18 protein-coding genes are annotated in these 24,925 nt (G+C 61.9%); 10 read left to right on the forward strand and 8 right to left on the reverse strand.

Translation table 11 applies throughout. The annotated features are described in order from the left end of the window. Positions 1-228: 228 nt before the first annotated feature. Both lapD and lapG read right to left on the reverse strand, forming a co-directional pair. On the reverse strand, positions 229-2,175 hold the full coding sequence (lapD, locus tag LQ215_RS16685) for a cyclic di-GMP receptor LapD (protein ID WP_230151514.1): 1,947 nt from the start codon (positions 2,173-2,175) through the stop codon (positions 229-231). A gap of 14 nt (positions 2,176-2,189) precedes the next feature. Next, positions 2,190-2,813 (reverse strand): cysteine protease LapG, encoded by a 624-nt coding sequence (gene lapG, locus LQ215_RS16690; protein WP_436839584.1) that lies wholly within the window; start codon positions 2,811-2,813, stop codon positions 2,190-2,192. A 269-nt stretch (positions 2,814-3,082) separates the two neighbouring features. On the opposite strand from lapG, the gene LQ215_RS16695 reads away from it, so the two are divergent. The 5 genes from LQ215_RS16695 to LQ215_RS16715 all read left to right on the forward strand — a co-directional run bounded on the left by LQ215_RS16695 (position 3,083) and on the right by LQ215_RS16715 (position 10,207). Next, positions 3,083-3,775 (forward strand): GntR family transcriptional regulator, encoded by a 693-nt coding sequence (locus LQ215_RS16695; RefSeq protein ID WP_230151516.1) that lies wholly within the window; start codon positions 3,083-3,085, stop codon positions 3,773-3,775. 682 nt (positions 3,776-4,457) lie between these two features. Then, entirely contained in the window at positions 4,458-5,246 is a 789-nt protein-coding gene (locus tag LQ215_RS16700) for a DUF3050 domain-containing protein (protein WP_230151517.1), read from the forward strand. Next, entirely contained in the window at positions 5,243-6,175 is a 933-nt protein-coding gene (locus LQ215_RS16705) for a diiron oxygenase (RefSeq protein ID WP_230151519.1), read from the forward strand. Before LQ215_RS16700 ends, LQ215_RS16705 begins: the two co-directional genes overlap by 4 nt. A 10-nt stretch (positions 6,176-6,185) precedes the next feature. Then, positions 6,186-9,710, forward strand: a complete 3,525-nt coding sequence (locus LQ215_RS16710) for a non-ribosomal peptide synthetase (RefSeq protein ID WP_230151521.1) — start codon at positions 6,186-6,188, stop codon at positions 9,708-9,710. Between the two features lie 32 nt (positions 9,711-9,742). Further along, positions 9,743-10,207 (forward strand): SRPBCC family protein, encoded by a 465-nt coding sequence (locus tag LQ215_RS16715; protein ID WP_230151524.1) that lies wholly within the window; start codon positions 9,743-9,745, stop codon positions 10,205-10,207. A gap of 345 nt (positions 10,208-10,552) precedes the next feature. Here LQ215_RS16715 and LQ215_RS16720 read toward each other — a convergent pair whose 3' ends face one another. After that, complete coding sequence (locus LQ215_RS16720; RefSeq protein ID WP_230151527.1) at positions 10,553-12,433, reverse strand: methyl-accepting chemotaxis protein; 1,881 nt, start codon at positions 12,431-12,433, stop codon at positions 10,553-10,555. 253 nt (positions 12,434-12,686) lie between these two features. On the opposite strand from LQ215_RS16720, the gene LQ215_RS16725 reads away from it, so the two are divergent. The 3 genes from LQ215_RS16725 to LQ215_RS16735 all read left to right on the forward strand — a co-directional run bounded on the left by LQ215_RS16725 (position 12,687) and on the right by LQ215_RS16735 (position 16,768). Beyond that, on the forward strand, positions 12,687-13,187 hold the full coding sequence (locus LQ215_RS16725; protein WP_230151529.1) for a sigma-70 family RNA polymerase sigma factor: 501 nt from the start codon (positions 12,687-12,689) through the stop codon (positions 13,185-13,187). Continuing rightward, entirely contained in the window at positions 13,177-14,178 is a 1,002-nt protein-coding gene (locus LQ215_RS16730) for a FecR domain-containing protein (protein WP_230151532.1), read from the forward strand. The genes LQ215_RS16725 and LQ215_RS16730 overlap by 11 nt, the downstream gene beginning before the upstream one ends. Positions 14,179-14,263: 85 nt before the next feature. Further along, on the forward strand, positions 14,264-16,768 hold the full coding sequence (locus LQ215_RS16735; protein WP_230151535.1) for a TonB-dependent siderophore receptor: 2,505 nt from the start codon (positions 14,264-14,266) through the stop codon (positions 16,766-16,768). Positions 16,769-16,920: 152 nt separating this feature from the next. Here LQ215_RS16735 and LQ215_RS16740 read toward each other — a convergent pair whose 3' ends face one another. After that, complete coding sequence (locus LQ215_RS16740) at positions 16,921-17,994, reverse strand: fatty acid desaturase (RefSeq protein ID WP_230151539.1); 1,074 nt, start codon at positions 17,992-17,994, stop codon at positions 16,921-16,923. Positions 17,995-18,094: 100 nt separating this feature from the next. On the opposite strand from LQ215_RS16740, the gene LQ215_RS16745 reads away from it, so the two are divergent. After that, positions 18,095-19,099 carry an AraC family transcriptional regulator gene (locus LQ215_RS16745; protein ID WP_230151542.1) on the forward strand — a complete coding sequence of 335 codons (1,005 nt, stop codon included), beginning with the start codon at positions 18,095-18,097 and terminating at the stop codon, positions 19,097-19,099. Between the two features lie 199 nt (positions 19,100-19,298). Here the strand turns inward: LQ215_RS16745 and LQ215_RS16750 are convergent, their stop codons facing one another. Beyond that, on the reverse strand, positions 19,299-19,985 hold the full coding sequence (locus LQ215_RS16750; RefSeq protein WP_230151544.1) for a Crp/Fnr family transcriptional regulator: 687 nt from the start codon (positions 19,983-19,985) through the stop codon (positions 19,299-19,301). Positions 19,986-20,072: 87 nt separating this feature from the next. Between LQ215_RS16750 and LQ215_RS16755 the strand changes: the two genes are divergently transcribed. After that, the gene (locus LQ215_RS16755; RefSeq protein ID WP_230151546.1) at positions 20,073-20,597 is read left to right on the forward strand and encodes a DUF962 domain-containing protein; all 525 of its coding nucleotides are present in this window, start codon (positions 20,073-20,075) and stop codon (positions 20,595-20,597) included. A gap of 171 nt (positions 20,598-20,768) precedes the next feature. On the opposite strand, the gene LQ215_RS16760 is transcribed toward LQ215_RS16755, so the two are convergent. The 3 genes from LQ215_RS16760 to LQ215_RS16770 are packed head-to-tail and all read right to left on the reverse strand — an operon-like array spanning position 20,769 to position 24,837. Then, positions 20,769-22,970, reverse strand: a complete 2,202-nt coding sequence (locus LQ215_RS16760; RefSeq protein WP_230151548.1) for a GMC oxidoreductase — start codon at positions 22,968-22,970, stop codon at positions 20,769-20,771. Beyond that, complete coding sequence (locus tag LQ215_RS16765) at positions 22,967-23,479, reverse strand: sorbitol dehydrogenase (RefSeq protein ID WP_230151550.1); 513 nt, start codon at positions 23,477-23,479, stop codon at positions 22,967-22,969. Before LQ215_RS16765 ends, LQ215_RS16760 begins: the two co-directional genes overlap by 4 nt. Continuing rightward, entirely contained in the window at positions 23,476-24,837 is a 1,362-nt protein-coding gene (locus tag LQ215_RS16770; protein ID WP_230151552.1) for a cytochrome C, read from the reverse strand. Before LQ215_RS16770 ends, LQ215_RS16765 begins: the two co-directional genes overlap by 4 nt. Positions 24,838-24,925 lie beyond the last annotated feature (88 nt).

Genomic DNA, 24,925 nt, shown 5'->3' on the forward strand with positions numbered 1-24,925 from the left:
TGCCGGGATAGCCGCGCTGGGCCATGGATGGCCCTTCGCGGCGGGCCCACGGAGCAATGCCGGAGTGAGGGCACACCGAGCCTAGGCGAGGTGCCGAGTGGTGGGGCAGAAGCGCTTTGGTTACTTTTGACTGGGCCGGCTTCCGGGCTTTTCGAAAGTGACCCGCCGTAAGGGCGGAACCCTAAGCAGCCGTTACCGCAGAAATGGATATGTACTCGCCCAGAAGTCTCACCCCCAACGCTTAGGCTCACCCACCAACTGCCCCTGCACCCCAAACAACCCCATCTCCCGAATCACCGCCAACTCCCCCTCCGTCTCAACCCGCTCGGCAATCAACGGCAAATCAATACTGTGAGCCGCCCGCTGAATTGCCTCAATGAACAAGCGCTTATCGCTCTCCTGATCAATCGCACGAATATAACTGCCATCGATCTTCAAATAAGCCAACCCCAACCGCGACAAGTTACCGATCATGCTGAACCGCCCACCAAAACGCTGCAGGCTCAGAGAGAAGCCAAGCTCACGCAGACGCCGAGTCAACTGCTCCAGCACCGCTTGCTCCGGCAGTTGCTCTTCACCAATCTCCAGCGTCAAGCGCGGCCCAAGGTTTGAATGCGCCCGCAGGATCTCAAAAATCTTGTTCAGCGCCTGCGGATCGGCCAAGGTCGCCGAAGACAGGTTCAACGCCAGGGATTGTTCATGCCCGGCCATTTGCCTGAGCACCTGTTCAAGCATCAAGCGGTCCAGGCGCGCCGTCCAGCCAAAGCGCTCCAGCCAGGGCAGGAAACGCCCGGCAGGAATCGTCTGGCCCTGCTCGTCCAACAGCCGCGACAGCACTTTGTAATGCAGCACCATCTGGGTGTCCTGTGCGGCCACCACCGGCTGGAAGTACAGTTCGAAGCGCTGATGACTCAAAGCCTGGTCGAGCAAATTGTGCCAGGCATGGTGATCGTCACCGACGCTCGCCGACGCACTGTGGTCCAGGCAGGCCCAACCCGGTTCGCCCTGGCTTTCAGCCTGGGCCAGGGCCTGGTCGCCGAGCTGGAGCACCGCTTGCGGCGAATCGCCATGAACGAACGGCGCCAGCCCAATGGAAGCCACCGACGCCACATCCGTCGCACCGGTCGCATGCAGGCTCGCCAACGCGGCCTCGAGGTTCTGCGCAAGCTGCAGCGCTTCCCCACGCACCAGTCCAGGCGCCAGCACCGCGAATTCCCCACCGCGAATACGCGTCACCAAATTGAGGGTTTCCGGGTAGCGGGCGCACTCACGCTGCAGTTGCTCGCCAACCGCCTTAAGCAACTGGTCGGTGCGCTGCCCGCCCAGCCGCTGGTTCAAACCGGCCAGGTCCTTGACCCGCAGCAACAGCAGGTAACCGGAACTGGCCTGCTCCGGGTTGCTCACCCGGGCATTGAGCTGCATTTCGAAATAGCGCCGGTTGGCCAGGCCCGTGAGGTTGTCCTGATAGGACTCGACCCGCAGTTTCTCACTGCGCTCGGCCTGCTCCTGGAACAACGCCTTGAGCTTCTCGACCATCTGGTTCATCGCCTGCACCACGCGGCGCAGTTCCGGCGTGCGCGGCAGCTCCGGCAGGCTCAGGAATTCGCGACGGGCGATGGCATGGGACTGACGCACCATGTAATCCAGCGGCTTGAGCTGGCGACGCAGCAGCAAGGCCCCCAGCACCGCGCTCACGGCGCCGCACAGCAGCAGCCAGCCCAGGCTGCCCAACGCGCTCTGCCACAGCTTGGCAAGGGCGAACATCGGGTGGCTGACCACTTCGACCCGCGCCGCCTGTTCCCAGCCGCGGCTGACGATGGCATCGCCTCCGGCCGGTTCCAGGCCGATCAGCTTGACGAACCATTGCGGCACGCTGCCGGCGTCCGGCGTGCCGGTGCGCTCGACGAGGGTCTTGTCGGTGGCCACGTCGACCACGCGGATGCTGGCGTAGTAGCCGCTGTCGAAGATCGAGCTGACCATCAGCTCCACCATCGCCGGGTCGTCGATGTTCGGCGTCAGCGACAACGCCAGCGCCGTGGCCGCGTCCTGGGCGTGGGAGCGCAACTGGTTGACGTACTGGGCCCGCGAGCTTTCCAGGCTGACCATGAAGCTGCCGCTGAAGGCAACCACCAGGAACAGACAGATAGCGATCAACAGCTGTTTGAACAAGGACATCTGAGCGCGCGCTCCTAGTTAGTCGTCTCGACCGGAAAACCTTCGGCCTGCATTTTCTTCAACACATCCTGCCACCGGGACAGGCGCTTGGTGTCACCCACTTTCTTGTTGCCCTTGGTGCCCGGTAGCCACAGCCCTTCGGCATTGAAAGAGTAGACCGGGAGCAAGTCGGTTCGCTGGCTGGCCGGCAAGATGCCGTCGATCAGGCTGTCGAGTACCAGCGGCATCGCCTCGGGCGTGGCGTAATAGGTGAGCACCATGTGCGCACGGTTCTGCCGCAAGGCCTTGACGTAGGTGATGCGCAGCTTGTCACTGGACACCCCGAGATGACGCAGGCTGAAATACTTGGCGATGGCGTAGTCTTCACAATCGCCAGCGCCCTTCCACAGGGCCTGGATCGGGGTCTCCCAGTAGTCGACCTCGCGCCACAGGTCGATGTCTTCCACGTAGCGCACCTGTTTATTGAAAAACAGGTTCACCACCTTGAGCTGTTCCAGTTCCGGGAGCTGTTTCTGGGTCGCCAACAATTGCTGCCATGCGTCGATCCGTTGCTGACCTTCGCCCAAGGGGCCATATAACGCTTGCGCCCGTCGGCTGATCTGCGCAAAGTCCCAGTCAGCCTGCAAGCCACCCAGCATCAGGCCGGCCAGCAACAATGCTGAACACAACCAGCGCAAGAACCTGAGGACAGGGAAAGGTGCAGCCAAGGGAATACGTCCGAAAGGGGCCGTTGGAAATTCGTTGGATGGTGAAGCCTGGCCCGGTAAAAAACAATGGCAGGTTGCAATCACCGCAAGCAGACTAAACTTTAGTTCAGGAACTGGGGCCGTGAAGTTTTGACGGCTTGGCATTCTGTAACTAACGTTGGCTTGGATCCAATTTTCGTTACTACCAGTCAGGTGTTGTCGTGACACAGAAGCCCAAACCGCTTAGCACTATTCAGGTCAACGGACCCATCCCGGCTGACCAGGCACGCTCGATCATCGAAGAGTCTTTGCGCGAGGCCATCCTCGATGGACGCCTGCCGTGCGGTACCGCGCTGCGCCAGCAGGAGCTGGCCGACCTGTTCGGCGTGAGCCGCATGCCGGTGCGCGAGGCATTGCGCCAGCTCGAAGCGCAGTCACTGCTCAATGTGGTTCAACACAAGGGTGCCGTGGTGGCACCGTTGATCACCAACAACGCGGTAGAAACCTATGCCCTGCGCTCGGTCCTGGAATCGTTCGCCTTGCGCCTGTCCATCCCGCTGCTCGATGACAGCGACCTCGCACTGGCTGCCCAGTACATCGAACAGCTGGAAACGGAAACCAATCACGCCGAGATCGGCAAGCTCAACCGGTTGTTCCACATGTCGCTGTATCACAAGGCACCCAACAGCAAGCTGCTGGCCCTGATCGAGCGCGAACTCAATGAAGAAGAGCGCTTCCTGCGCTTTCATCTGTCATCCATGGGGCTGGGCAAGTTGAGCCAGGACGATCATCGCGCGCTGCTCGAAGCCGCGCGTGCCAAGGACATCGATAACGCCGTCGTATTGCTGGAGCGGCACCTGGAAAAAGCTTCTGTCACCATGCGCCAGTATCTGGAACATTCGTCGAGTCTTTGATCCCGCCTCGACGGTCCGACCGCCGTAAAAATTTCTTACATATCCTTCCGACTCACTTGTCGCCTGCGCGGCGCGGCCTGGCCGTGTCCGCGACGCGGCGCCCCATCAGTTCAATGGCACTGCCATCGATTTGGGCTCACTCTTGCGCTTGTCGATTCAAAACAGACCTGAAGAAGTCAACGCCTGGCTGAGGCCAGGCGAATCGAAGCCAATACGCAAGGAGCGTCGTCCAACCGGCGGGATGATCGGATGTCCGACCGACGTCCTGCCCTAACATAAAACTTCCTTACTCCCCGATCCCTGAAGTGCTCCGAGTGAGGCATTCACTCGAACTATCGATTCTGATATTGCTAAATCGGAAGGAGCCTCTTCGCCCCAACAAAACTTATATAAAAAGTTTTAACAGCCCTCTTCGCGCCTAATAAAACACTCACTTTAAATAATTAAAAAATTACTTGCCGCTTACTTACTACATGGATTAGCTTTTTATTCGTCGCGTTACTAGCGACCCGTTCCACCTGCGACAATCTCAGCAAACACAGGCATCAGAAGCCGAAACAACGATTAAAAGAGAATGCTTAAGCCCCTTGGGCAATTCATGGATTTCGGTTCAGGCACCCGCTCGCCCTCATTAACTAACGAGCGGCCTTCCGAACAAAACATCATTGATGAGGACGTTCCAATGCAGCCAACCAAAGAACAACTATCTCTTAAGCTATCCCTGCAAAAACTGGAACTTGGTCAACACCCGGTTTTTTCCGAGATTACATCAATCGATCTGTTACGCCGTTTTATGGAAAGCCATGTCTTTGCCGTCTGGGACTTCATGTCGCTGACCAAACGACTGCAACGCGAGCTCACCTGCGTCCACCTGCCCTGGTTGCCGCCGGCCGACCCGCACGCGGCACGCTTGATCAATGAAATCGTGCTGGGGGAAGAGTCGGATGACCGCCCCGGGGCGGGCTATTGCAGCCATTTCGAACTGTACCTGGACGCCATGCGGGAAATCGGCGCCGATACCCGCGCAATCGAGCAATTCATCACCCTGCAGCAGGAAGGTGTCAGCCCCGAGACGGCGCTGGACAGCGTCGAGGTCGAACCGGCGGCGGCACAGTTTGTCCGCCAGACCTTGCACACCGCCCTGCACGCCCCGGCCCACAGCGTCGCCGCCGCGTTCGTACACGGTCGCGAAAGTGTCATCCCGCAGATGTTCCAGCGCATGTTGGACGCTTGGGGCATTGGCCTGGATCAGGCGCCGACCTTTCGTTATTACCTGCAACGGCACATCGAAGTCGATTCCGAAGACCACGGCCCGGCGGCAGAAAAGTTGTTGGCCCGGCTGATCGATGGTGACCCGCAGCGCGAAAGCGAAGTACTGGTCGCCGCGCTCGCCGCTGTCCACAGCCGCGCGGCCTTGTGGGATGGCTTGCGCCAGAGCATGACCCAAGCGGTTGCACAGGTGACGCCATGAACGCCGTCGAATACCAATCCTTCGCCGACGCCTGGGAAAGCCGCGCCACGATCCGCACCCGGCCACGGCGCCGGGTCGAAGACGACGACAAGCTGATCTTCCCGATGAGCCGCCAGCCGCTGGTGCACAGCCAGACCTTCCTCAGCCACTGTCCGCAATTGCGCGACTTTGTGCTGGTGCAGAGCCTCTACAAGTTCATCAACGACGTGGTGATTTTCGAAACCGAGTTGGTGGACCACACCGCCCGCCGCATCGCCAAGAACCGCTTCGGCATCGAATTCCCGTTCGCCTGCCGCTACGACGCGATGACCGTGGTGGTGGACGAGGATTACCACGCGCTGGTGGCGATGGACTTCATGCAGCAGACCATCGACATGACCGGCATCGCGCCGATCCCGTTGCCGGGGCAGATCGAACTCAGCCGCGCGATACCGGCGACCCTGGCCCAGGCGCCGGAACACTTGCTCAACGCCGTGGAGCTGATCTGCATCGCCATCGCCGAGAACACCGTCACCAACGAAGTGGCGGCTTTCGCCCGGGACGACTCGGTCAAGGCCTCGATCAAGGGACTGATGGCCGATCACTTGCTCGACGAAGGCCGGCACTCCGGTTTCTGGACGCGACTGGTGCAGATCTACTGGCGCACCGCGCCCGAAGAGGACCGCGCGGTGATTGCACGCTTGATGCCCGGCTTCATCGCCCAGTACCTGGCGAGCGACCTGCAGCAAGCATTCGACTTCGAGCTGATCGCGCACCTGCCCGTCGACGAATCGGTGCGCCAGTCGCTGCGTGAAGACGCCAGTGCGCTGGCCTATCCGATCAATCGTTTTCACCCGTTGGTGGGCAACATCACGCGTTTTTTCCGCGGCAGCTCGATGCTCGCGTCCCCCTGCGTGCGCGACGCCCTCGCCGATTACCTGACTCCATGAGGACTTTTCAATGAAACGCCTCGAAATTGCAGTGCCTGGTACCAGCCAGGCCATGGCCGAACTGGCCCGGGAACTGGAGCTGCACGGCCATGATTTAGTGGACCTTCAATCGCCAGTCGACCTGTTGATCGATGACGGGACGACACCGCGAGCCATTGAAGCCCGTTCATGCCTCCAGATCCGCGTGGCGCTGCGCACGCTGCCCGGCGAGGCATTGCCGCAACCGGTGCTGGTCTTTCGCGACGGCGCGCAGCGGCTGTTATGCCAGGAAGTGATCCCGCCGCAACACGATGGCAACGGTCAGTCCTTGCGCCTGCGTACGCTGGCAACCCTGATCGAGACGGGCGCACGGCTGGTCAGTCAGTTATCCCGAGATGAAACCTGCTTCGATCACTGGCCGACAATGCACGCTGACGCTGTCGACCCACCCCTGCTCGGGCTCGACGCGCTGGAGCCGCTGGCGTTCGAGCATCGCCTCAATCGGCCGCCAGTTCCCTGGCTGCTGGCCGCCGCCGATGTGCCGGTGATGCACAGCATCGAACAGCGCATGCTCGACGACGCGACACAACCGGCCCTGTGGGTCGATGGACAACTCATCGACTACAAATCCTTGCGCCGCCTGGCGCTGAGGTTGCAAGAGCCGATGCTGCAAATGCTACGGAGTTCCGAGCCGGCAGGAGCAAGGAGAGCAGAGCCTGTGGGAGCAAGGCTTGCCCGCGATGAAGACACCGATGCTCCCGAGCAAACCGCGTCATCGTTCATCGGGGGCAAGCCTTCCTCCCACAGGCCTTCCACCCACAAGGTGATCGGTGTGTGCCTGCCCAAGTCCGCGCACCTGTATGCGGCGATCCTCGCGGTGCTGGGCTGCGGGGCGGTGTACCTGCCGCTGGACCCGCAGCATCCGGCGCAACGTCGACGCTTCATCCTGGAAAACGCCCAGGCGGACCTGCTGCTGCACGATGGCGACAGCGACCTGGGCGACCTCTCGTTGCCAACACTGAATGTCCATCAACTGCCAGCATCCAAGCCCGGCATCCCGGCCTCGCTGATCCGCCGTACGGTGGACAGCGACGAGCCGGCCGTGGCGATCTACACCTCCGGCACCACCGGCCAACCCAAGGGCGTGTTGCTCAGCCACCGCAACCTCAGCCACTTCTGTGCCTGGTACGGCGACTACGTCGGGTTGCAGCGCGACAGCCGGGCGTTGCAGTTTTCCACCATCAACTTTGACGCATCGCTGCTGGATATCCTGCCGACCTTCATCCACGGCGCCCTGCTGGTGGTGCCCAGCGAAGACCAGCGCCGCGATCCGCAGCAACTGGTCGCGTTGATTCACCAGCAGCACATCAGCCACGCCTTCCTGCCGCCTGCGCTGCTGAGCGTCATGCCCCTTGATACACCGTTGGGCCTGGCGCACCTGATCACCGGTGGCGATGTCTGCGAACCGTTCGTGATCGAACAGCTCGCGCCACAATGCCGGTTCCACAACATCTACGGCCCGACCGAAACCACGGTGCTGGCGACCACGCGACAGTTCGGCATCGGCGACAACAACCGCAACCTCGGCGTGCCCATCGCCAATGCCCGGGTGCTGATCCTGGACGAACAGCTGCACCCGGTTGCCCAAGGTGTCCCCGGCGAGTTGTACATCGCCGGGCCGGGCGTCGGCCTGGGTTATTTGAACGACCCGACGCTGACCGCCACGCGTTACCTCGACCTGGCACTGCCCACCGGGCAAGCGCTGCGGGTCTATCGCACCGGTGATATCGGCCAGTGGACTGACAACGGCATCGAGTTGTGTGGCCGCCGCGATAACCAGGTGAAGATCCGCGGCTTTCGGGTCGAGCCCGAGGAAATCGAGCACTGCCTGCGCGATAGCCAGTTGTTTCGCCAAGTGGCGGTGGGGGTCGATGAACGGCGGCGAATCCTGGCGTTCCTGGTTCATCCCGAGCACCCCGGCGACGCCCTCCAGGCCCTGCGCGAACATGTGCAGAACAGTTTGCCCAGCTACATGCACCCAGCCGCCTACGTCGAGTTGCCGAGCCTGCCGTACACCAGCAACGGCAAGGTCGATCGCCGGGCCTTGCTTGCCATGGCGGTGCAGGTGCAGGTCGACGGCCAACGACGTCAGCCGCAAAACGCCCTGGAGACTCAACTGCAGCAACTGTGGGCCGAGCTGCTTGAACTGCCGGTCGAAGACATCGCCACCGACGAAAGCTTCTTCAACCTGGGCGGGCACTCGATCCTGCTGTCGCGACTGCTGCTGAGCATCCGCCAGACGTTCGGCCGCAGCCTGTCGATCAATCGCTTCATCGAAGCGCCGACGTTGATGACCTTGGCCAAGTTGCTGGACGATCCTGATCAAAACAGTGCATCGATCCTCAGCCCCCAGGCCTTCATCGATGCCGAGGCCGAGCTCAACCTCGAGCCGCTGCCCATCAGCCAATGCGGCGATGTGCACAAGGTGGTGGTGACCGGCGCCAACAGCTTTCTCGGCGTGCACATCGTCGAAGCGCTGCTGGCCTGGGGCGCCACCGAAGTCGCGTGCCTGGTGCGCGCGAGCGCTGAACACAGCGCGGCCGAGCGTTTCTCCCAAGCCCTCCAGGACAATCACCTGACCCACCTGGACCTGGACCGCGTCAGTGTGTACGCCGCCGACATTACCCAACCGCAATTGGGTTTGCCGGACGACGTCTACGCCCGCATCGACCGTACCTTCGGCGCACTGGTGCACAACGCCGCCCACGTCAACCATGTGCTCGACTATGAGTCCCTGGCGCGGGACAACGTGGAGCCGATCTTCGAATGCCTGCGCCTGTGTGAAGGGCGCAGCAAGAAGATCTTCAACTTCGTCTCCACGCTTTCCGCCTCCAGTGCCCTGGACGCCGACGGCCAAGTGCTGGAACAGCCGGCCGCCATGACGCCGCCGATCTATATCAAGAACGGCTACAACCTGTCCAAATGGGTCGGCGAACGGATCCTGCAACGGGCCCGGGATCGCGGGGTGTGGGTCAATCTGTTCCGTCCCGGCAACATCAGTTTCAACAGCCTGACCGGGGTCTGCCAGCCCCATAAAAATCGGCTGATGCTGATGCTCAAGGGGTCGATCCAGCTCGGCCAGGTGCCGGAGTTGTCCCTCAACTTCGACCTGATGCCGGTGGATTTCCTCGCCCGTTTCATCGCCTTCCACGCCAGCCGTTACCAGCCGACGCAAGCGGTGTTCAACCTGCACAACCCACAGCCGTTGAGCTGGGATGCGTATGTCGCGTCGTTTCGCGACAGCGGCCGGGAGTTTTCGCTGGTCAGCGTCGCCGAGTGGCAACGGCAATTGGCCCGGGTCGATGCCGACAACGCGTTGTTTGGCGTGCTGGGTTTCTACCTCAACGGCTTCGAGGAAGACATCGGCGACATCTCGCTGATCAGCCATGACAACGCCCGCGCCGGCGTGCGGCAGATGGGCGCCAGCTACCCGGAAAAGTCCCCGGCCCTGCTGCGCCGCGGCGCCGATTACCTCAAGGCCATCGACTTCATCTGAAACACCCTCAACCCAAAGCAAGGAGCAAGACCATGAGTGCATTTCAACCCGACACCCTGATCAAAAACCCCCACGCCTGCCAGGTCGAAACCTCGGTGGAGGTCGCGGCCGACGCGGCGCGCGTCTGGGACGTGGTGGGTAATTTTGGCGGATTCAACCGTTTCATTCCGGCACTGGAACGCATCGAAATGACCGGCGAGGGCGTGAGGTCCCTGCGCAAGAAATTCTTCCGCGATGGGCAGAACCTGGTGGTGGAACAGCTCAACAGCCGTGACGACCAGGCCATGCACATGACCTGGACGCTGATCTACAACACCCTGGGCATCGACAACCTGTGGGCGGCCATGCGTGTCGAACCCCTGGCGGACAACCGCTGCCGCGCCACCTGGACCATCATCGCCGACCACACCGACGCCCACACGCCGTCGGGCTTCCGGGATTTCCTCCAGGGCTTCGCCGATGAGGCGATGGGGAATGTGCAGGGGATGTTCAAGTAAGCGCCGATACCTTTGTGGGAGCAGGTTTGCTCGCGAAAGCGGTAGATCTGTGCCGGCGATGTTGACTGGGCCGCCGCCATCGCGAGCAAGCTCGCTCCCACATGGAGTTGGAGTGAACCCAAGATCCAGGCTCACCGCCGCACCTCTGTGGGAGCGAGCCTGCTCGCGATAGCGTCAGCCCAGACAACCCTGCACCCGTGGCGAGGGAGCTTGCTCCCGCTCGGCTGCGCAGCAGTCGTAAAGCCAGCCAACGCAGTCCGCCTGCAGACATGCTGGGGCCTGCTGCGCAGGCCAGCGGGAGCAAGCTCCCTCGCCACAGGTGATCGGCTCGGCTGGCGGCCGGGGTCAGATCTTGAAGCTGTCCACCAGTTGCTTCAGTCGATTGGCCTGTTGCGACAAGGCATCGCAATCCTTCAGGGTTTCATTGAGGTTGGCCACGCTTTGCTGGTTCAGCAGGTTGATGTGGCTGACGTCCATGTTGAGGGTTTCGACCACGGCCGTCTGTTCTTCGGTCGCGGCGGCCACCGACTGGTTCATGCCGTCGATCTCGCCGATGCGCTGCGTCACGCTGACCAGTCGCAGGCCGGCCTGGTTGGCCACTTCCACGCTTTCTTCGCTGGACGTCTGGCTGGCGTTCATGGTGGTCACCGCTTCACGGGAGCCGACCTGCAGCGAGGTGATCATCTTGTGGATTTCTTCCGCCGACTCCTGGGTGCGATGCGCCAGGTTGCGCACTTCATCGGCCACCACCGCAAAACCACGCCCGGCTTCACCGGCGCGGGCCGCCTCGATGGCCGCGTTCAGGGCCAGCAGGTTGGTTTGCTGGGAGATGCCCTTGATCACGTCCAGGATGTGGCCGATGTTGTCGGTGCTGGCGTTCAGGTTTTCGATCTGGGTGCAGGAAAGGCTGATCTTCTGCGACAGCTCGGTCATGGCCTGGATGGTTTTTTCCACCACCTGGCGACCGTCATCGGCCTGCTCGCTGGCACCGCTGGCCTGTTGCGAGGCATCGGCGGCATTGCGGGCGATTTCCTGAGTCGCGGCGCCCAACTGGTTGATGGCCGCGGCCACGCTGTTGGTGCGGGCGCTCTGCTCATCCGAGCCGACGAGCGAAGCGTTGGACGAAGTCATCACCCGCTGCGACAGGTCATGCACCTGACGAGTGGCGGAAGACACTTCCGAAATCGACGCGTGAATCCGCTCCACGAACTGGTTGAACGAGCCACCCAGCACTGCGAACTCATCCTTGCCCTGCACCACCAGGCGCCGGGTCAGGTCACCTTCGCCCTGGGCGATGTCCTGCATGGCGCGGCCCATGGTGGTCAACGGACGCATCAGCACCTGGATCAGCAGGCTCAGCAGCAACGCGATGGCCGCCACCGCGACAAACATCGCAATCAGCGCAGACGTACGGAACTGGCTCAGCGGCGCGTAGGCCTTGGCCTTGTCGATCGACAGGCCGATGTACCACTCGGCGTTCGGCAAGCCAGTAACGGGAGTGAACGAAAGGATACGGTCCTGCCCGTTCAGCTCAACTTCCTGGATACCCTTGCCAATGCGCACCGGGGTGCCTGGGTAGATGTCCTTGAGGTTTTTCATCACTTGGTCTTTATCCGGGCTGACGATCACCTGACCGTCGCCACTGACCAGGAACGCATGGCCGATACCACCGAAGTCCACGGAGTTGATGATTTTCACCAGCGTCTCCAGGCTCAAGTCGCCGCCCACCACGCCGAGCAGTTCGCCGTTGTGCTTCACCGGCAGGGCAACGGTCACCACCAGGCCACCCACCGCCGCCAGATAAGGCGGAGTCAGCATGGTTTTATCGGCGGTCACCGCCTGTTTGTACCAGGGGCGCTGACGCGGGTCGTAGCCGTCAGGCATTTTGGCGTCCGGGCGTTGGGTGAAGACACCGTTGGCCTGGCCCACATAAGTGAACTGGAAGTTAGACGTCAGCGCGGGCTGATCGACCAGCCCCGGCAGATCGGCAGTTGCACCCTGATGCGCGATGTTTTGCGCCAGGTTTTCCAGCACCAGTATGCGGCCACTCATCCAGTTCTGGATGCTGCTGGCCGTCAGGTCGCCGGATTGCTCGATGGACGATTCAAGGCTGCTGCCGATGGTGTTGCGCTGCAAATAATCGTTGTAGAGCGTGAACAGGGCAAAAGCCAGGACCACCACACCAGAGGCGGCAAGAAGGATTTTGTGGCTGAACTTTAGATTCATTGATGAGGCTTCTTATGCAAGGAGTGGGGGTGCATTCCAGGTTTGCAATGTTCATGTAACAGCGCGGGCGGTTGTCACTCTGCTCCACTTTGGTGCACACGTACAAGTCTGTCGGCAAACCTGTACAAATAATTAGGGATGCGCAGAAATAGCCGACGGGAGGCCACGCCGGGGCGAACGGTGGTTGCAAATTCGCCAGCGCCTGATGACAATGCGACCTATTATCATTTGTAGCATCCAGGCCGTCGCGTCCATGTCATCTCCCGAGTTTGCAGTACAGACGCTCTACAGCCGTCATCACGGCTGGCTCAATACGTGGCTGCGCACCCGTCTGGGCAATGCCGCCGATGCCGCGGACCTGGCCCAAGACACCTTCGTGCGCCTGTTGCAGCGTAGCGAACGCCTGGAACTTCGCGCCCCACGTGCGTTTTTGCGCACCATCGCCCAAGGCCTGGTGATCGATCATTGGCGTCGAGCAGAAATCGAACGCGCTTACCTGGAAACCATAGCTCACCTGCCGGAAGCCGAAACCCCTGGCGCTGAAGCCCAGGCCCTGATCCTGGAACTGCTCGAAGCGATTGCCAGGATGCTCGAAGGCCTCAAGCCGAAAGTGCGCAAGGCCTTTCTGTTGGCCCAGTGCGAAGGCCTGACGTACAAGCAGATTGCCGAACAGATGGGCATCTCGCTGCGCTCGGTGGAGCGCTACGTCGCCGATGCGCTGTACCACTGCTATGTGCTGCGCTATGAAAGCTGAGCCGGCGCAGCCCTTGCAGAACCGACGCAGCGGCCCGTCGCAACAGGTGGTCCGGCAGGCGATCAACTGGCTGCTGCGCCTGCGCAATCACAGCGCTCACCCGACCCTGCGCCAACAGTGCGACACCTGGCGCGCCGCCCACCCGGAACACGAACAGGCCTGGCAACGGGTGCAAGCGCTGCACAACGAATTGACCTCGAACCTGCGGGCCGTGCCCGGCGCCCATGTCGCCCTGGATACGCTGGAAAACAGCGCCCAGCGCCTCAGCCGTCGCCAGGCCCTGAAGTTGTTGTCGGGCGTCGCCCTGGTCGGCTGCGCGGCGTGGCTGGGCAAGGACCTGGGCTGGCAGCCTTGGCGTGCCGACTTCGCCACCGCCACCGGTGAACGCCGAGGCTTCCAACTGCCGGACGGCACGCGACTCGAGCTCAACACCCACAGCGCCGTCGACCTGGATTTCAGCGCCCGGCAGCGCCTGATTACCCTGGCCCGCGGCGAAATCATGGTCACCTGTGGCCGCGACCCGGGGCGGCCGCTGCTGGTGAAGAGCAGGCATGGCCTGTTCGAGGGCCTGGAGGGGCGCTTCGTCGTGCGCCAGGACGGCGACTGCACACGCTTGAGCGTCACCAGCGGCCGGGTGGTTATCCGTTCGCACCCAAACAGCGACGGCACGCCCCTCCAGGTCGAGGCCGGGCAAAGCTACCTGATCAACGCATCGACAGCGACCCTGGCACCGCCGCTGGAGATGGACGCAGGCGCCTGGGCCGACGGCTTGATCGTCACGCGCAACATGCGCCTGGAAGACTTTCTCAACGAAGTTGGACGCTACCGCCCAGGCTATTTGAACTGCGCGGCGTCGATTGCCGACCTGCGCTTGTCGGGGGTTTTCCGCCTGGAGGACACCGACAAACTACTCGCCGTCCTGCCACGCACGCTCCCGGTGCAGCTCCGTTATCGAACCCGTTGGTGGATCACGGTTGAACGCCTGGCTTGATTTTTTTTGGCGGGTTTCAGGCCGGCGTCCGGCTAGGACAGTAAGCAACCCTTATCTGCCTTCGGCGACTGCAACGGAACCCACAATGACTGAGCGCGTACTTCTCAAGAACCCCTTCGGCCTCTCTGCGCAACCGGGCCTGTTGCGCCAGGCGATCCATGCCGCGCTGTTCTCCACGGCGCTGGGGGTCAGCGTGGTGCCGATGTTCGCGCTCGCCGCACAAAGCAGCGTGACCGCCAGCCGTCAGAGCTACAACATCGCCCCCGGTCCACTGAGCGATGTGCTGAACCAGTTCGCCCGCCAGGCCGGAATCACCCTGGCAAGCACGCCGGCGCAAACCGGCGGCGTCCAGTCCGCGGGGCTCAAGGGTGAGTACTCGCCGGACCAGGCCCTGAGCCAGTTGCTCAGCGGCTCGGGACTGGTCGCCGTCAGCCAGGATGGCAGCAGCTACGTGCTGCAAACCCAGACCACTGGCAGCACGCTGGAACTGCCGACCACCGACATCAAGGGCTTCGCCCTGGGTAACGCCCTGGGCAGCATGGAAGGCTACAACGCCACCCACAGCCAGATCGCCACCAAGACCAGTACCGCCCTGCGCGAAACCTCCCAGAGCGTGTCCGTGGTCACCCGCGAGCAAATGGACGACCAGGGCGCGCAAACCGTGTCCCAGGCCATGCGCTACACCCCCGGCGTGCTGACCAACCCCTACGGCGCGACCCACCGCTACGACTACGTGGCGATGCGCGGCTTCAACGACGGCTCGGTGGATAACATCTACCTCGACGGCCTCAAGTCCATGGGCGACAGCGGCACCTACAGCTCGATGCAGGTCGATCCGTATTTCCTGGAGCGGGTCGACATTCTCAAGGGCCCGTCCTCGGTGCTCTACGGCCGCAGTTCGCCCGGCGGCCTGGTGGCGCTCACCAGCAAGAAGCCGCAGTACGAGGCCTATCACCAGATCCAGGCCACGGTCGGCACCCAGGGCCAACGCGGCATGGGCTTGGACTTCACCGGCCCCGTGGATGACGAAAAACGCGTCACCTATCGGCTGATCGGCCTGGCGGACAGCTCCGACACCCAGTTCGACCACAACAAGGAAAAACGCTTCGCCCTCGCGCCCACGGTGAACATCGACTTCAGCGAAGACACCTCGCTGACCCTGCAAGCCTACCTGCAGCACGATCCCGACGGCGGCTACCACGGCGGCATGCCGGCCGACGGCACCTTGCATCAGCGCAACGGCCGGCGGATCTCCGAAAACTTCTTCGAAGGCGAACCGGGCGTCGACGGTTACGAGCGCGACCAACAGTCGTTCGGCTACCAGTTCGAGCACCGCTTCAACGATGTCTTCACCGCCCGGCAGAACTTCCGTTACCTGGATTCCCAAGTCACCAACGATCAGGTCTACGCCTATGGCTGGACCACGCCCACCAGCAACGAGCTGAACCGCTATTACACCGGCGCCGAAGAAAAGCTCCATTCCTTCATCGTCGACAACATGCTGCAAGCCGAATTCTTCACCGGCGCGACCAAGCACACCGTGCTGATGGGGGCCGACTACCAGCGGCGCAAAACCGTGGTCGACTGGACCAGCGGCAGCCTCGCGCCGATCAATGCCTTCGACCCGACCTACGGCAACTCGGCCATCACCTACTTCAGCCCCACCAGTTACCTGCGGCGCCTGGAGCAGACCGGCGTGTACCTGCAAGACCTGATCGAGATGGACAAATGGCGCTTCTCCCTAGGCCTGCGCCAGGACTGGGTCGAGACTTCGGATGAAAACCGCATCGCCGAATTCGGCCGCCCGGAAGGCACCGAGATCAACGACAAACGCACCAAGCTCACCGGCCGCGCTGGGGCGCTGTACCTGTTCGACAATGGCTTGGCGCCGTACATCAGCTATTCCGAGTCGTTCAACCCCAACTCCTACGCCGACAGCGCCGGCAACCCGCTGCCGCCCACCGATGGCAAGCAATGGGAACTGGGCCTGAAGTACCAGCCACCGGGCACCGATGACCTGTACACCGCCTCGCTGTTTCGCATCGACCAGGAAAACCTGGCAACCAAACTGCCCCAGGAAAACTTCTACCGCGCCGTCGGGGCCGTGCGCTCCCAGGGCCTGGAACTGGAAGCGCACCTGCAGTTGACCGAACAATTCAAAGTGCTGGGCAGCTACACCTTCACCGACATCGAATATTCGAAATCGATGATCAGCACCTTGAGCACCGCCACCGACATCATCGAAAACAAGGGTAACTCACCGACCCAGGCCCCGCGCCACATGGCTTCGGTCTGGGCTGACTACGCGTTCGACAGCGGCGCCCTCGATGGCCTGCGCCTGGGCGGCGGCGTGCGCTATGTCGGCTACAGCTGGGCCGATGCGGAGAACACCATGAAGGTGCCGTCCTACACCTTGTTCGATGCCTCGCTGGGGTATGACCTGGGCAAGGTCGGCTTGAAGGGCGTGGACGTGCGCCTGAACGCGAACAACCTGACCAACGAAACCTACGTCGCCTCGTGCGCCAGCCTGAGCTATTGCTACCTGGGTGAAGAACGCAATGTGGCGGCGACGGTGAGCTATCAGTTCTGACCTGTTCCCAGTCTTAACGCATACCATTGTGGCGAGGGAGCTTGCTCCCGCTGGGCTGCGCAGCAGCCCCAAAAACCTGGGCCGCTTCGCGTCCAGCGGGAGCAAGCTCCCTCGCCACAGGTTTCGCGTTTCACCGCTCGAACCTGTATCGATCAGGCCCGCACCGCATCCCCTTCCTCCCGCACCACATCCTCTTCCCGCACAAAGCGGTTCGCCCGGCCAAACGTACCGAAATCATTGAACCGCACACCCATTTCCCGCATCACCTCATGGGCCACCGGCACCGTCAGTTGGCGGATGTAGAACGGCTCCTTCACCACGAAATGATGAATACCGTGGCTGCTGCCGAAGTTGAAGCAGAACGCCTGCAACGGCCACAACCACCACGGATTGAGCACCTGGGTCTGCTGGATGACGTTGCCCGGTTCGATGTCGCCGTAGTAATGCATGTTCGAGCTGATGAAATGCAGGCAAAAGGTGCGCAACACGTTCGGGCCGATGATCACTACCGCGGCGATGTCGATCACCTGCATCGTCGCCAGCGTGGTGGCCGACCAATCAATCGATGTTCCCAGCAGGCTGGCAATGCCGTTGGCCCCGTGAAATCCCAGGAACACATACCAGGCGCCCCAATGCAGCAACGCCAGCGGGAAATACACCTTTAGCGTGCGCTTGAGAATGCTGCGCTTGTGCGCCCAGCTCTTGGCCCGCAGCAGGCGGATGAAGGCCGACATCACGTTGTCGCCGACCATCAGCAACCGCGCCAGCCCCCAGGGTTCGCCGTTGGTGATGGCCCGCTCCTCCATGTCGGCTTCGCTGCCGGACACCTTGTGATGGTTGAGGTGCAGGTGGCGGCGGATCCACGGATTGATCGTGCTCGGCCGCGCCAGCCACACCAGGCCCATCATCAAGTTGTGGGGCAGGCGCTGCTTGCGAAAATACATGCTGTGGATCAGGTCATGTTCCAGCTCGTGGGTCAGCGACGCGAAAAACCCGTTGAGCAACAGGCACGCCCACCCGGCCAGGTGACCGTTGATGTAGAGCACCGCCGAACCGATCATCCCGGCCAGGGCGAACGCCAGGATGCCCGCGCCCAACGCATCCTGGTGGCGCAGGAACGGATAGCGCCGCCGCAGCTCTTCGCCCCGGGCCAGGACCACCTGGCGAATATGGGCCGATCGTTGTTGTGCATTCAATCGCTCGGGGCTTGCGCAAGTGCCGTGCATGGCTTACATCCTCTGTTAGAGATGTGCTCATCCTGCCGGGCGTTATCCCACGGGGTGGTAGCCGTAAACGCCAACCTGTTGACCGCAAGCGCCAATCGTCATGACTGAACCGACCTCCCTCGCCAGCTGGACCCGCGCCCTGCGCAAGCAGCTCGATGCGCTGGGCCTGGACAGCCATGCCTTGTGCGTCGAAGCCGGCCTCGACCCGCAATGGATGGACGACCCGAACGCCCGCTACCCGCTCTCGGCCACCACGCGCCTGTGGGCATTGGCCGTGCAGGCCAGCGGCGACCCGGCCATCGGCCTGAGGGTGTCGCGCTTCGTCAGCCCCACCACTTTTCACGCGCTGGGTTATGCCCTGGTGGCCAGCGGCAGCCTGCGGGAAGTGTTCGAGCGGATCGTGCGCTATCACCCGGTGGTCAGCGATGCCTTGACCCTGCAACTGATCCGCGCAGAGGACCGTTATCGCTTTAGCCTTGAGGTGCCGCCGGGCCGACCGGCGCCAGCCTTTGAAGCCATCGACGCGTTCACGGCGATTTATGTGCGCACCTGTCGCAACCGCCTCGGCCGTGATTACGCACCGCTGGCGGTGTACCTGCGGCGCCCGGAACCGGCAGACCCCAGCCCCTGGCACAAGGTGTTCCGCTCGCCGGTGCATTTCGGCGCTGCGCAGGATTGCCTGGAGTTCAACCTCAGCGACTTCGACAGCCACCTGGACGACGCCAACCCGGAACTGGCCGAGCACAACGAAACCGTGCTCGAACGCACCCTCGCCCAGCTCAAGCCGCTGACCTGGGAGCGCAAGGTCCGCGCGGCCATCGAGGCCCAACTGCCCGAAGGCGAGCCCAGCGCCGAACGCATCGCCCAGGCCATGCACCTGAGCCTGCGCAGCCTGCAACGGCACCTGGCCGACGAAGGCTGCCGCTTCGACGCACTGCTCAACGAGTGCCGGGAGAATCTGGCGCTGCTGCACCTGCGGGACCCGAATTGCTCGATAAGCGAAGTCAGCTACCTGTTGGGCTTCGCCGATGCCAGCAGCTTCAGCCGCGCCTTCAAGCGCTGGACCGGGATGACACCGGGGCAGTTTCGGGATGGGTTGCGCTAGGGATTTGCGGTGCCTGGGCGGGCCCTATCGCGAGCAAGCTCGCTCCCACATTGGGAGCGGTGTTACCGCGATATCTGCGACAACACCAAACCCCTGTGGGAGCGAGCTTGCTCGCGATGGCAATGTATCAGTCAATATGGACGTTGACTGAACTGACGCCTTCGCGAGCGAGCTCGCTCCCACAGGGTTCAGGTCGGTTTCAGAGCGTGGTCAGGGCCCGCAACCGCTCGATGTCGAGGATTTCGATCTCGCCGTAACCGAGGTGGAGAATGCCCTGGGCCTGCAAGTCCTTGAGGATCTGGTTGGTGGTCTGGCGCGACAGCGCGAGCATCAGCGCCAGTTGTTCCTGGGGCAGTGGCAGGACCCGTCGGGCCGGTTCGATTTCGCCGTAGCCCTCGGCGATCATCAGCAGGCGGTGGGCCACGCGGGCCGGGGCGGGCATCAGGCTCAGGTGTTCAAGGTTGATGAAGGTCAGACGCAGTTTGTGGCTCATCAATAATGCGAGATGCCGCCAGTGGATCGGCTGTTCTTGCAGCAATGCCAGCAACGGCGCCTGGAGCACATGCAGCAGCGTACATTGACCGACGACCACCGCATCATGCGTGCGCGGCTGGCCATCGAACAGGCAGATTTCACCGAACCAATGGGGCGCCTCCACCACGCTCAGCAACGCCTCCTTGCCCTGTTCGTTCACCGCACCGACGCGCACCGCGCCTTCCAGCACGGCATACAGCCCGCACGGTGGATCGCCACGCCGGAACAGCCGATGGCCCGGCGGCAGGCGGCGCACCCGCGCCATGTCCAGCAGACTATTCTGAAACTCAGCAGGCAGATGGCTGTACCAGTGGCCGGCCATCAAGTGTGAGTGCCAGGGATGCGAATTCATGGAAACTCCGGGACAAGTGTCGGCTAACTGACAGAATGCCTTGTGGTTCCTGGGCATCATGCAGGCATCACCTCAGGAGGAACAACAATGAAAAGCCTCGTCGATCATCTCAGTCAATACGCTGCCTATCATCGCGACCCGCGCAACATCGCCAGCCATTTCATCGGTATCCCGCTGATCTTCGTTGCCGTCGCCGTGCTGCTGTCACGGCCCGGCTGGCCCGTGGGCGCGGTCCTCGTGTCGCCAGCGCTGCTGGTGGCCGTGGCCAGCGCCTGGTTCTACCTGCGCCTGGAATTGCGCCTGGGGCTGCTGATGACGGTGCTGCTGGGCCTGGCGCTATGGCTGGGGCAGGTGCTCGCTGCGCAAAGCACCTGGGTGTGGCTGGGCGGTGGCCTGGGGATGTTCGTGGTGGGTTGGGTGATCCAGTTCGTCGGTCACTATTACGAAGGCCGCAAGCCGGCGTTCGTCGATGACCTCACCGGGCTGATTGTCGGGCCGCTGTTTGTGGTGGTAGAGGCGGGTTTTCTGCTGGGGCTTCGCGGCGAACTGAAGCGGGCCATTGAAGCGCGCGTCGGGCCGGTGGCGTTGCGTAACCAGCGCTCGGCCGCCTGAACACACCTACCCTCTGTGGAACCGAGCCTGTGGGAGCAAGTCTGTGGGAGCAAGGCTTGCCCGCGATGGCATCGCCTCGGTCTATCAGCTACACCGAGGTGTTTGCATCGCGGGCAAGCCTTGCTCCCACAGGTTCGCTCCCACAGGAGTTGGACTATTACCGCTCAAGCCTTACAGCGCACCAAACTCGACCCGTACCGTTAGCGCGCCGGTGTTATCTTTCAAGCCAGAGCCGTGCTGCCCGGTCAGGTCATCGTTGATGCACAGTTGCAGTTCCCCTTGCTGGTCGCCCGGAACCTGCCCCAGATCACCGACCAGGAACGGCTTGCCACCATTGCCCACGCGGCCGATCAAGGCGCCTTCGGCGGCACCGGGCAAGGCATAGCTGCTGTAGTCGATGTGCCTCGATCCGCCATTTCCATCGACATTGCCGCCCTGCGGACTGGCGCACCATTGCCCACTGACGTAGCGCACCAGCCGCGGTACCAACCCGTTGACCTGCACGCCAGTGCCCTGCCAGGCGATGGTGGATTGGACCTGCATCGTCACCGCCCGCAGGTCATTGGCCAGCGTATCCCCGGCCTGGAACGACAGCGCCGCAATCGTCAGGCTCGGGTTCGAGGTGCCGGTGCTGGGGAACACGCCATCGCCCACCAGGAACAGGTTCTTGTGGTCCCAACTGCGCTGGTATTTGTCCACCACAGACTTGGTGGGGTCATCGCCCATGCGATAAGTCCCCATCAGGTGGCCGGCGCCCTGGAAGCTGTAGGGCACCCCATCGTAAGTGAAGCATCCAGGCCCGATGATGTCCGTCAGCTCCTGGGCACCGAGCAGATCCTCGATGATATGCGTCGCCAATATTTTCGCCTGCTGGAAACCTTTCCTGGTGTACTTGGAGAGGTTGTAGTGGATTTCCGGCCGAACAATGCCGAGCCCATCCGTGAGGTTATCCGTCGAAGGCTGGATATAGCTGTCGGAGTGATCGGGATCCTCCTCCACCTGCTCCACTAAAAAGCCAATCCGGAACTGGCGGGTGAAGACGTCGTTGAGCTTGCGCACCAGCGCCGTTCCCGATAGCAATGTGTTGCTCGGGTTGGTCTTCCCAATGTTCGTCCCGTCGATAAAGTCAGCCACTGTGGTGTAGGGGTCACCGGCCGGCCAGTTCCAACCTTCGTTACCAATTTCGATACGCCACGCCGCACGATCGCTGCGAAAGGCGCCGTCGCGCAGGCTTTCGATGCCAGCCGTCGATAGCGGTCCCCGATAAGGAAAAATCGCCTTGCCCTCGGGCATCAGCCCCCAGGCCAGATAAATGGGATGGTCCGCCAGGCTGCGGCCTACTTGGCCGCTGCTGTTGGCGACGCCCTTGGACCAAACGTCAGTCTTGGAGTTGAGCAACAGTTTCGGTGTTTCGATCGCATGGGCGGCGATCACATAGCGCTGTGCAACGGCCAAGCCTTTTCCAGTATTGGGACCGTCTTCCAACTGATATTGCATGAACTCGATGCCATTGACGTTGCTGTCGGCGCCAACGGTTACCTTGCTGGCCACGGTCCGATAAAGCACGCGGACCTTGCCAGTGGCCAAGGCCTTGTTCATGGTCACGGTGGCGTCGTACTTGGCCTGGATCGGGCAGATCGGCGTGCAGTTGGTGTTACCGGCGCATACCCGGCGCCCGGCATAAGGCTCAGAGTTGCGCCCGGCCGGCGTCGGGCTGACCACCAGCGGCAAATTATCGAACGTCTGCCCCGTGACGGCGGTGACAAAGCTGCCATCGACCAGGGATAACGGAATGCTGTGCATCGGGAACGCATAACCATCAGGAAAGGTCATGCCCAGATAGGCTTGGTCGGCCACGTTGGCAGACACCCCGATTTCCGCTTCCGCCCGGCAGTAGGCGCTTTGCAGATCGTCATAACCCATCGGCCAGTCTACCCCGACGCCATACTTCGACCTCAGACGAAAATCGTTCGGCACCATGCGCAGGCAGGTTCCAACCCAATGCCATGTCGTGCCGCCACCTACTCGTTCATAAGTACTCGTGAAGGGCAGCGGGCCTTTTTGTACCAGGTAGCTGACCGCCGGATTATTCCAGTTGTCATCAAGCAGATCGGCAATGGTCGCTCGCGGAGCGTTCAGCTTGGCCGGCCCCTTGAGATGTGGGTCCAGTGTCGTGCTTGGGGGATAGGGTGACTCAGGGGTTTTCAGCGTCGCGGTATAGAAACGCTCCAGATACTGGGCACGATTGACCGGTATCTCCGGCCCCGATTCGAGTACCAGTACATCAATCCCGGCCATGCCCAACTGATAGGCAATGATGCTACCGGCCAGGCCTGCGCCAACGATCACCACTTCGGCTTGTTCGGTACTCATGACAACGCTCCTTGCTGTCCATTAGCGGATACGCCGGTCAACTCTTCAAGGCTGGAGGGCGCGCTGTTCCAATACCCAAAAAACGATTCGCTGTAGCCCATCGGGTGAGCCTGGGCGATTTTCCAGGCCCAGCTGTGGATATAGGCCTGATCGGACACCACCGCCGAATAATCTTTCTTGAAAGGCGCCATATCGAACGGTTGATACCAGACGCCCAACAACCACAGTTTCATGATCGAGCGCGCGGCGAGTACCGTGTGGGGAATTGTCGGTTGCATGTTGAACTTCAGTATCTGCTGGGCGATCTGGTCGGGCGGTACGTGCTCAGCCACCAGGGTGGCGTATTGAGTCAAGAGCGCGTTGAGCACGTCGGAAGGAACTCGCGCAGTGACGTAATCGAGAAAGATCGGCGGCAAACCGACCGGGTCGATCTGCGGTGCCAAACGATCCGTCGAGATGCCAATGAGGGCCGAAGACAGGCCTACGAAATTATCCAGATTGCTGCTCATTGCTTGGCTCCTTGTCCACTGGTGGACTGTGCGCGTTCGAGCAAATAGGTGAAATCCGCGAAGCTGGTACGCGGCGACTCGGTGACATGGGTGGCCGCATTGCCGTGGCAAGCCATGCAACTGGAAGACGCCTGGGGCACGGTGCCCTGGATGTAGGTCTCCAGCGTGGCGTTGGCCAGGAACGAGGGCGCAGGACTGCCCAGCGGATTGGCGGCCGATACCTGGCAGTTCTTGGGCGGGTCTGACGGCCACTGGGTACTGATCAGTTGATAGTTCGCCCAGACGCTCTTCGGGTTCACCGTACGCAACAGGCCTTGATACGTAGCGTTCAGTTTTTTGGTGGCCTCGGTGAGCGGCACGTCGCGCACGATCTGCGAGGGCGTCGCCTTGACCGCCGGGTTCCAGGGCCGTGGCGGCGGCTGGTTGATGTCGCTTTTGCTGGCGGCGTTGTAGAACAGATAAGGCCCCGTCCGTTGGGCAACAGGCGTGGTTTTTTCCGGCACGTTGTTCACATGCTCAAAGGTTGACCAGACCCATTGCGCCGCACTGGCGGTCTTATGGACCATGTGCAATCCCACCAACCCGACCGGCTGGGACACGCATGAATCCGCAACAATCGGCCCACGGCTCGGGTCATTGTTGCCCGGGGTGTAGACCAGCGCATCGACGGTATGGAAATCCTGGTGGTTGTCGTTGGGGCCCAGCACTTTCCAAGACGCCTTCACCATCACCGCGCCGACCTGTTGGGTCTTGGTGGAGCCACAACTGAACGCCACAGCGTTGGTCGGCTTGGCGGCGAAAAACTTCTGCTGACCTTCGATGCTGTACAGGCCGTTGTCGACGATGCCGTTGAACATCGATTGGTTGACCACGATTTCGTTGCGCGTGTAGCTGCCGTTCTGGTCCACCAGCGGGCCGCTCTCGAAGGGCTGGATAAATTCATCCAGCACATCGGGCACCTTGCCCATTTGCTGCAACAGGCGACCGGGCTTGAGCGACTTGCACGCTTCAGGCACGGTCGCCGGGGCGTTCCAGGGCAGCGGGGCCTGGCCCTTGGCCCGGAAAATCTGGTAGCTCTCTTTCCAGCTTTCCCACACCGTGACGCCATCCTGCTTGCCGATGGAAGTGCCGGTATTGGGACCGCCGTTATCCAGCGCCGGCCAGTTCAGGGCAATGAAGGTCTGCCACGACAACTCATCGAAATTGGCTTGCAGGCTGACCAGTGAAACGGGGTTGGTTACCGTGACATCGAAGGGTATCTGGGAGGACAACGAGGGGGCGGCGCTAGCGGTCGGAGCCAGCAAGACGCCTAACAATGCACAGCCGAACGGGCCATGCCGACTGACTTCCATTCTCATACTCATCTCCTTGGCATCAGGCGCCAGGAGATAACACCGGTCCGTCATTGGACTCTTACTGCCTCCTGGCAAGTCAGAGTCTAGGTAG

The organism is Pseudomonas brassicacearum (assembly GCF_918698105.1).
GTDB classification, from domain to species: domain Bacteria; phylum Pseudomonadota; class Gammaproteobacteria; order Pseudomonadales; family Pseudomonadaceae; genus Aquipseudomonas; species Aquipseudomonas brassicacearum_F.

Coding starts and splice junctions, on each gene's coding strand:
- LQ215_RS16700 (WP_230151517.1), top strand. CDS start 4,458: ATGCAGCCAACCAAAGAACAACTATCTCTTAAGCTATCCCTGCAAAAA.
- LQ215_RS16750 (WP_230151544.1), bottom strand. CDS start 19,985: ATGAATTCGCATCCCTGGCACTCACACTTGATGGCCGGCCACTGGTAC.
- LQ215_RS16760 (WP_230151548.1), bottom strand. CDS start 22,970: ATGAGTACCGAACAAGCCGAAGTGGTGATCGTTGGCGCAGGCCTGGCC.
- LQ215_RS16740 (WP_230151539.1), bottom strand. CDS start 17,994: ATGCACGGCACTTGCGCAAGCCCCGAGCGATTGAATGCACAACAACGA.
- LQ215_RS16720 (WP_230151527.1), bottom strand. CDS start 12,433: ATGAATCTAAAGTTCAGCCACAAAATCCTTCTTGCCGCCTCTGGTGTG.
- LQ215_RS16755 (WP_230151546.1), top strand. CDS start 20,073: ATGAAAAGCCTCGTCGATCATCTCAGTCAATACGCTGCCTATCATCGC.
- LQ215_RS16765 (WP_230151550.1), bottom strand. CDS start 23,479: ATGAGCAGCAATCTGGATAATTTCGTAGGCCTGTCTTCGGCCCTCATT.
- LQ215_RS16745 (WP_230151542.1), top strand. CDS start 18,095: ATGACTGAACCGACCTCCCTCGCCAGCTGGACCCGCGCCCTGCGCAAG.
- lapD (WP_230151514.1), bottom strand. CDS start 2,175: ATGTCCTTGTTCAAACAGCTGTTGATCGCTATCTGTCTGTTCCTGGTG.
- LQ215_RS16725 (WP_230151529.1), top strand. CDS start 12,687: ATGTCATCTCCCGAGTTTGCAGTACAGACGCTCTACAGCCGTCATCAC.
- LQ215_RS16710 (WP_230151521.1), top strand. CDS start 6,186: ATGAAACGCCTCGAAATTGCAGTGCCTGGTACCAGCCAGGCCATGGCC.
- LQ215_RS16735 (WP_230151535.1), top strand. CDS start 14,264: ATGACTGAGCGCGTACTTCTCAAGAACCCCTTCGGCCTCTCTGCGCAA.
- lapG (WP_436839584.1), bottom strand. CDS start 2,813: ATGCTGGGTGGCTTGCAGGCTGACTGGGACTTTGCGCAGATCAGCCGA.
- LQ215_RS16705 (WP_230151519.1), top strand. CDS start 5,243: ATGAACGCCGTCGAATACCAATCCTTCGCCGACGCCTGGGAAAGCCGC.
- LQ215_RS16770 (WP_230151552.1), bottom strand. CDS start 24,837: ATGAGAATGGAAGTCAGTCGGCATGGCCCGTTCGGCTGTGCATTGTTA.
- LQ215_RS16715 (WP_230151524.1), top strand. CDS start 9,743: ATGAGTGCATTTCAACCCGACACCCTGATCAAAAACCCCCACGCCTGC.
- LQ215_RS16730 (WP_230151532.1), top strand. CDS start 13,177: ATGAAAGCTGAGCCGGCGCAGCCCTTGCAGAACCGACGCAGCGGCCCG.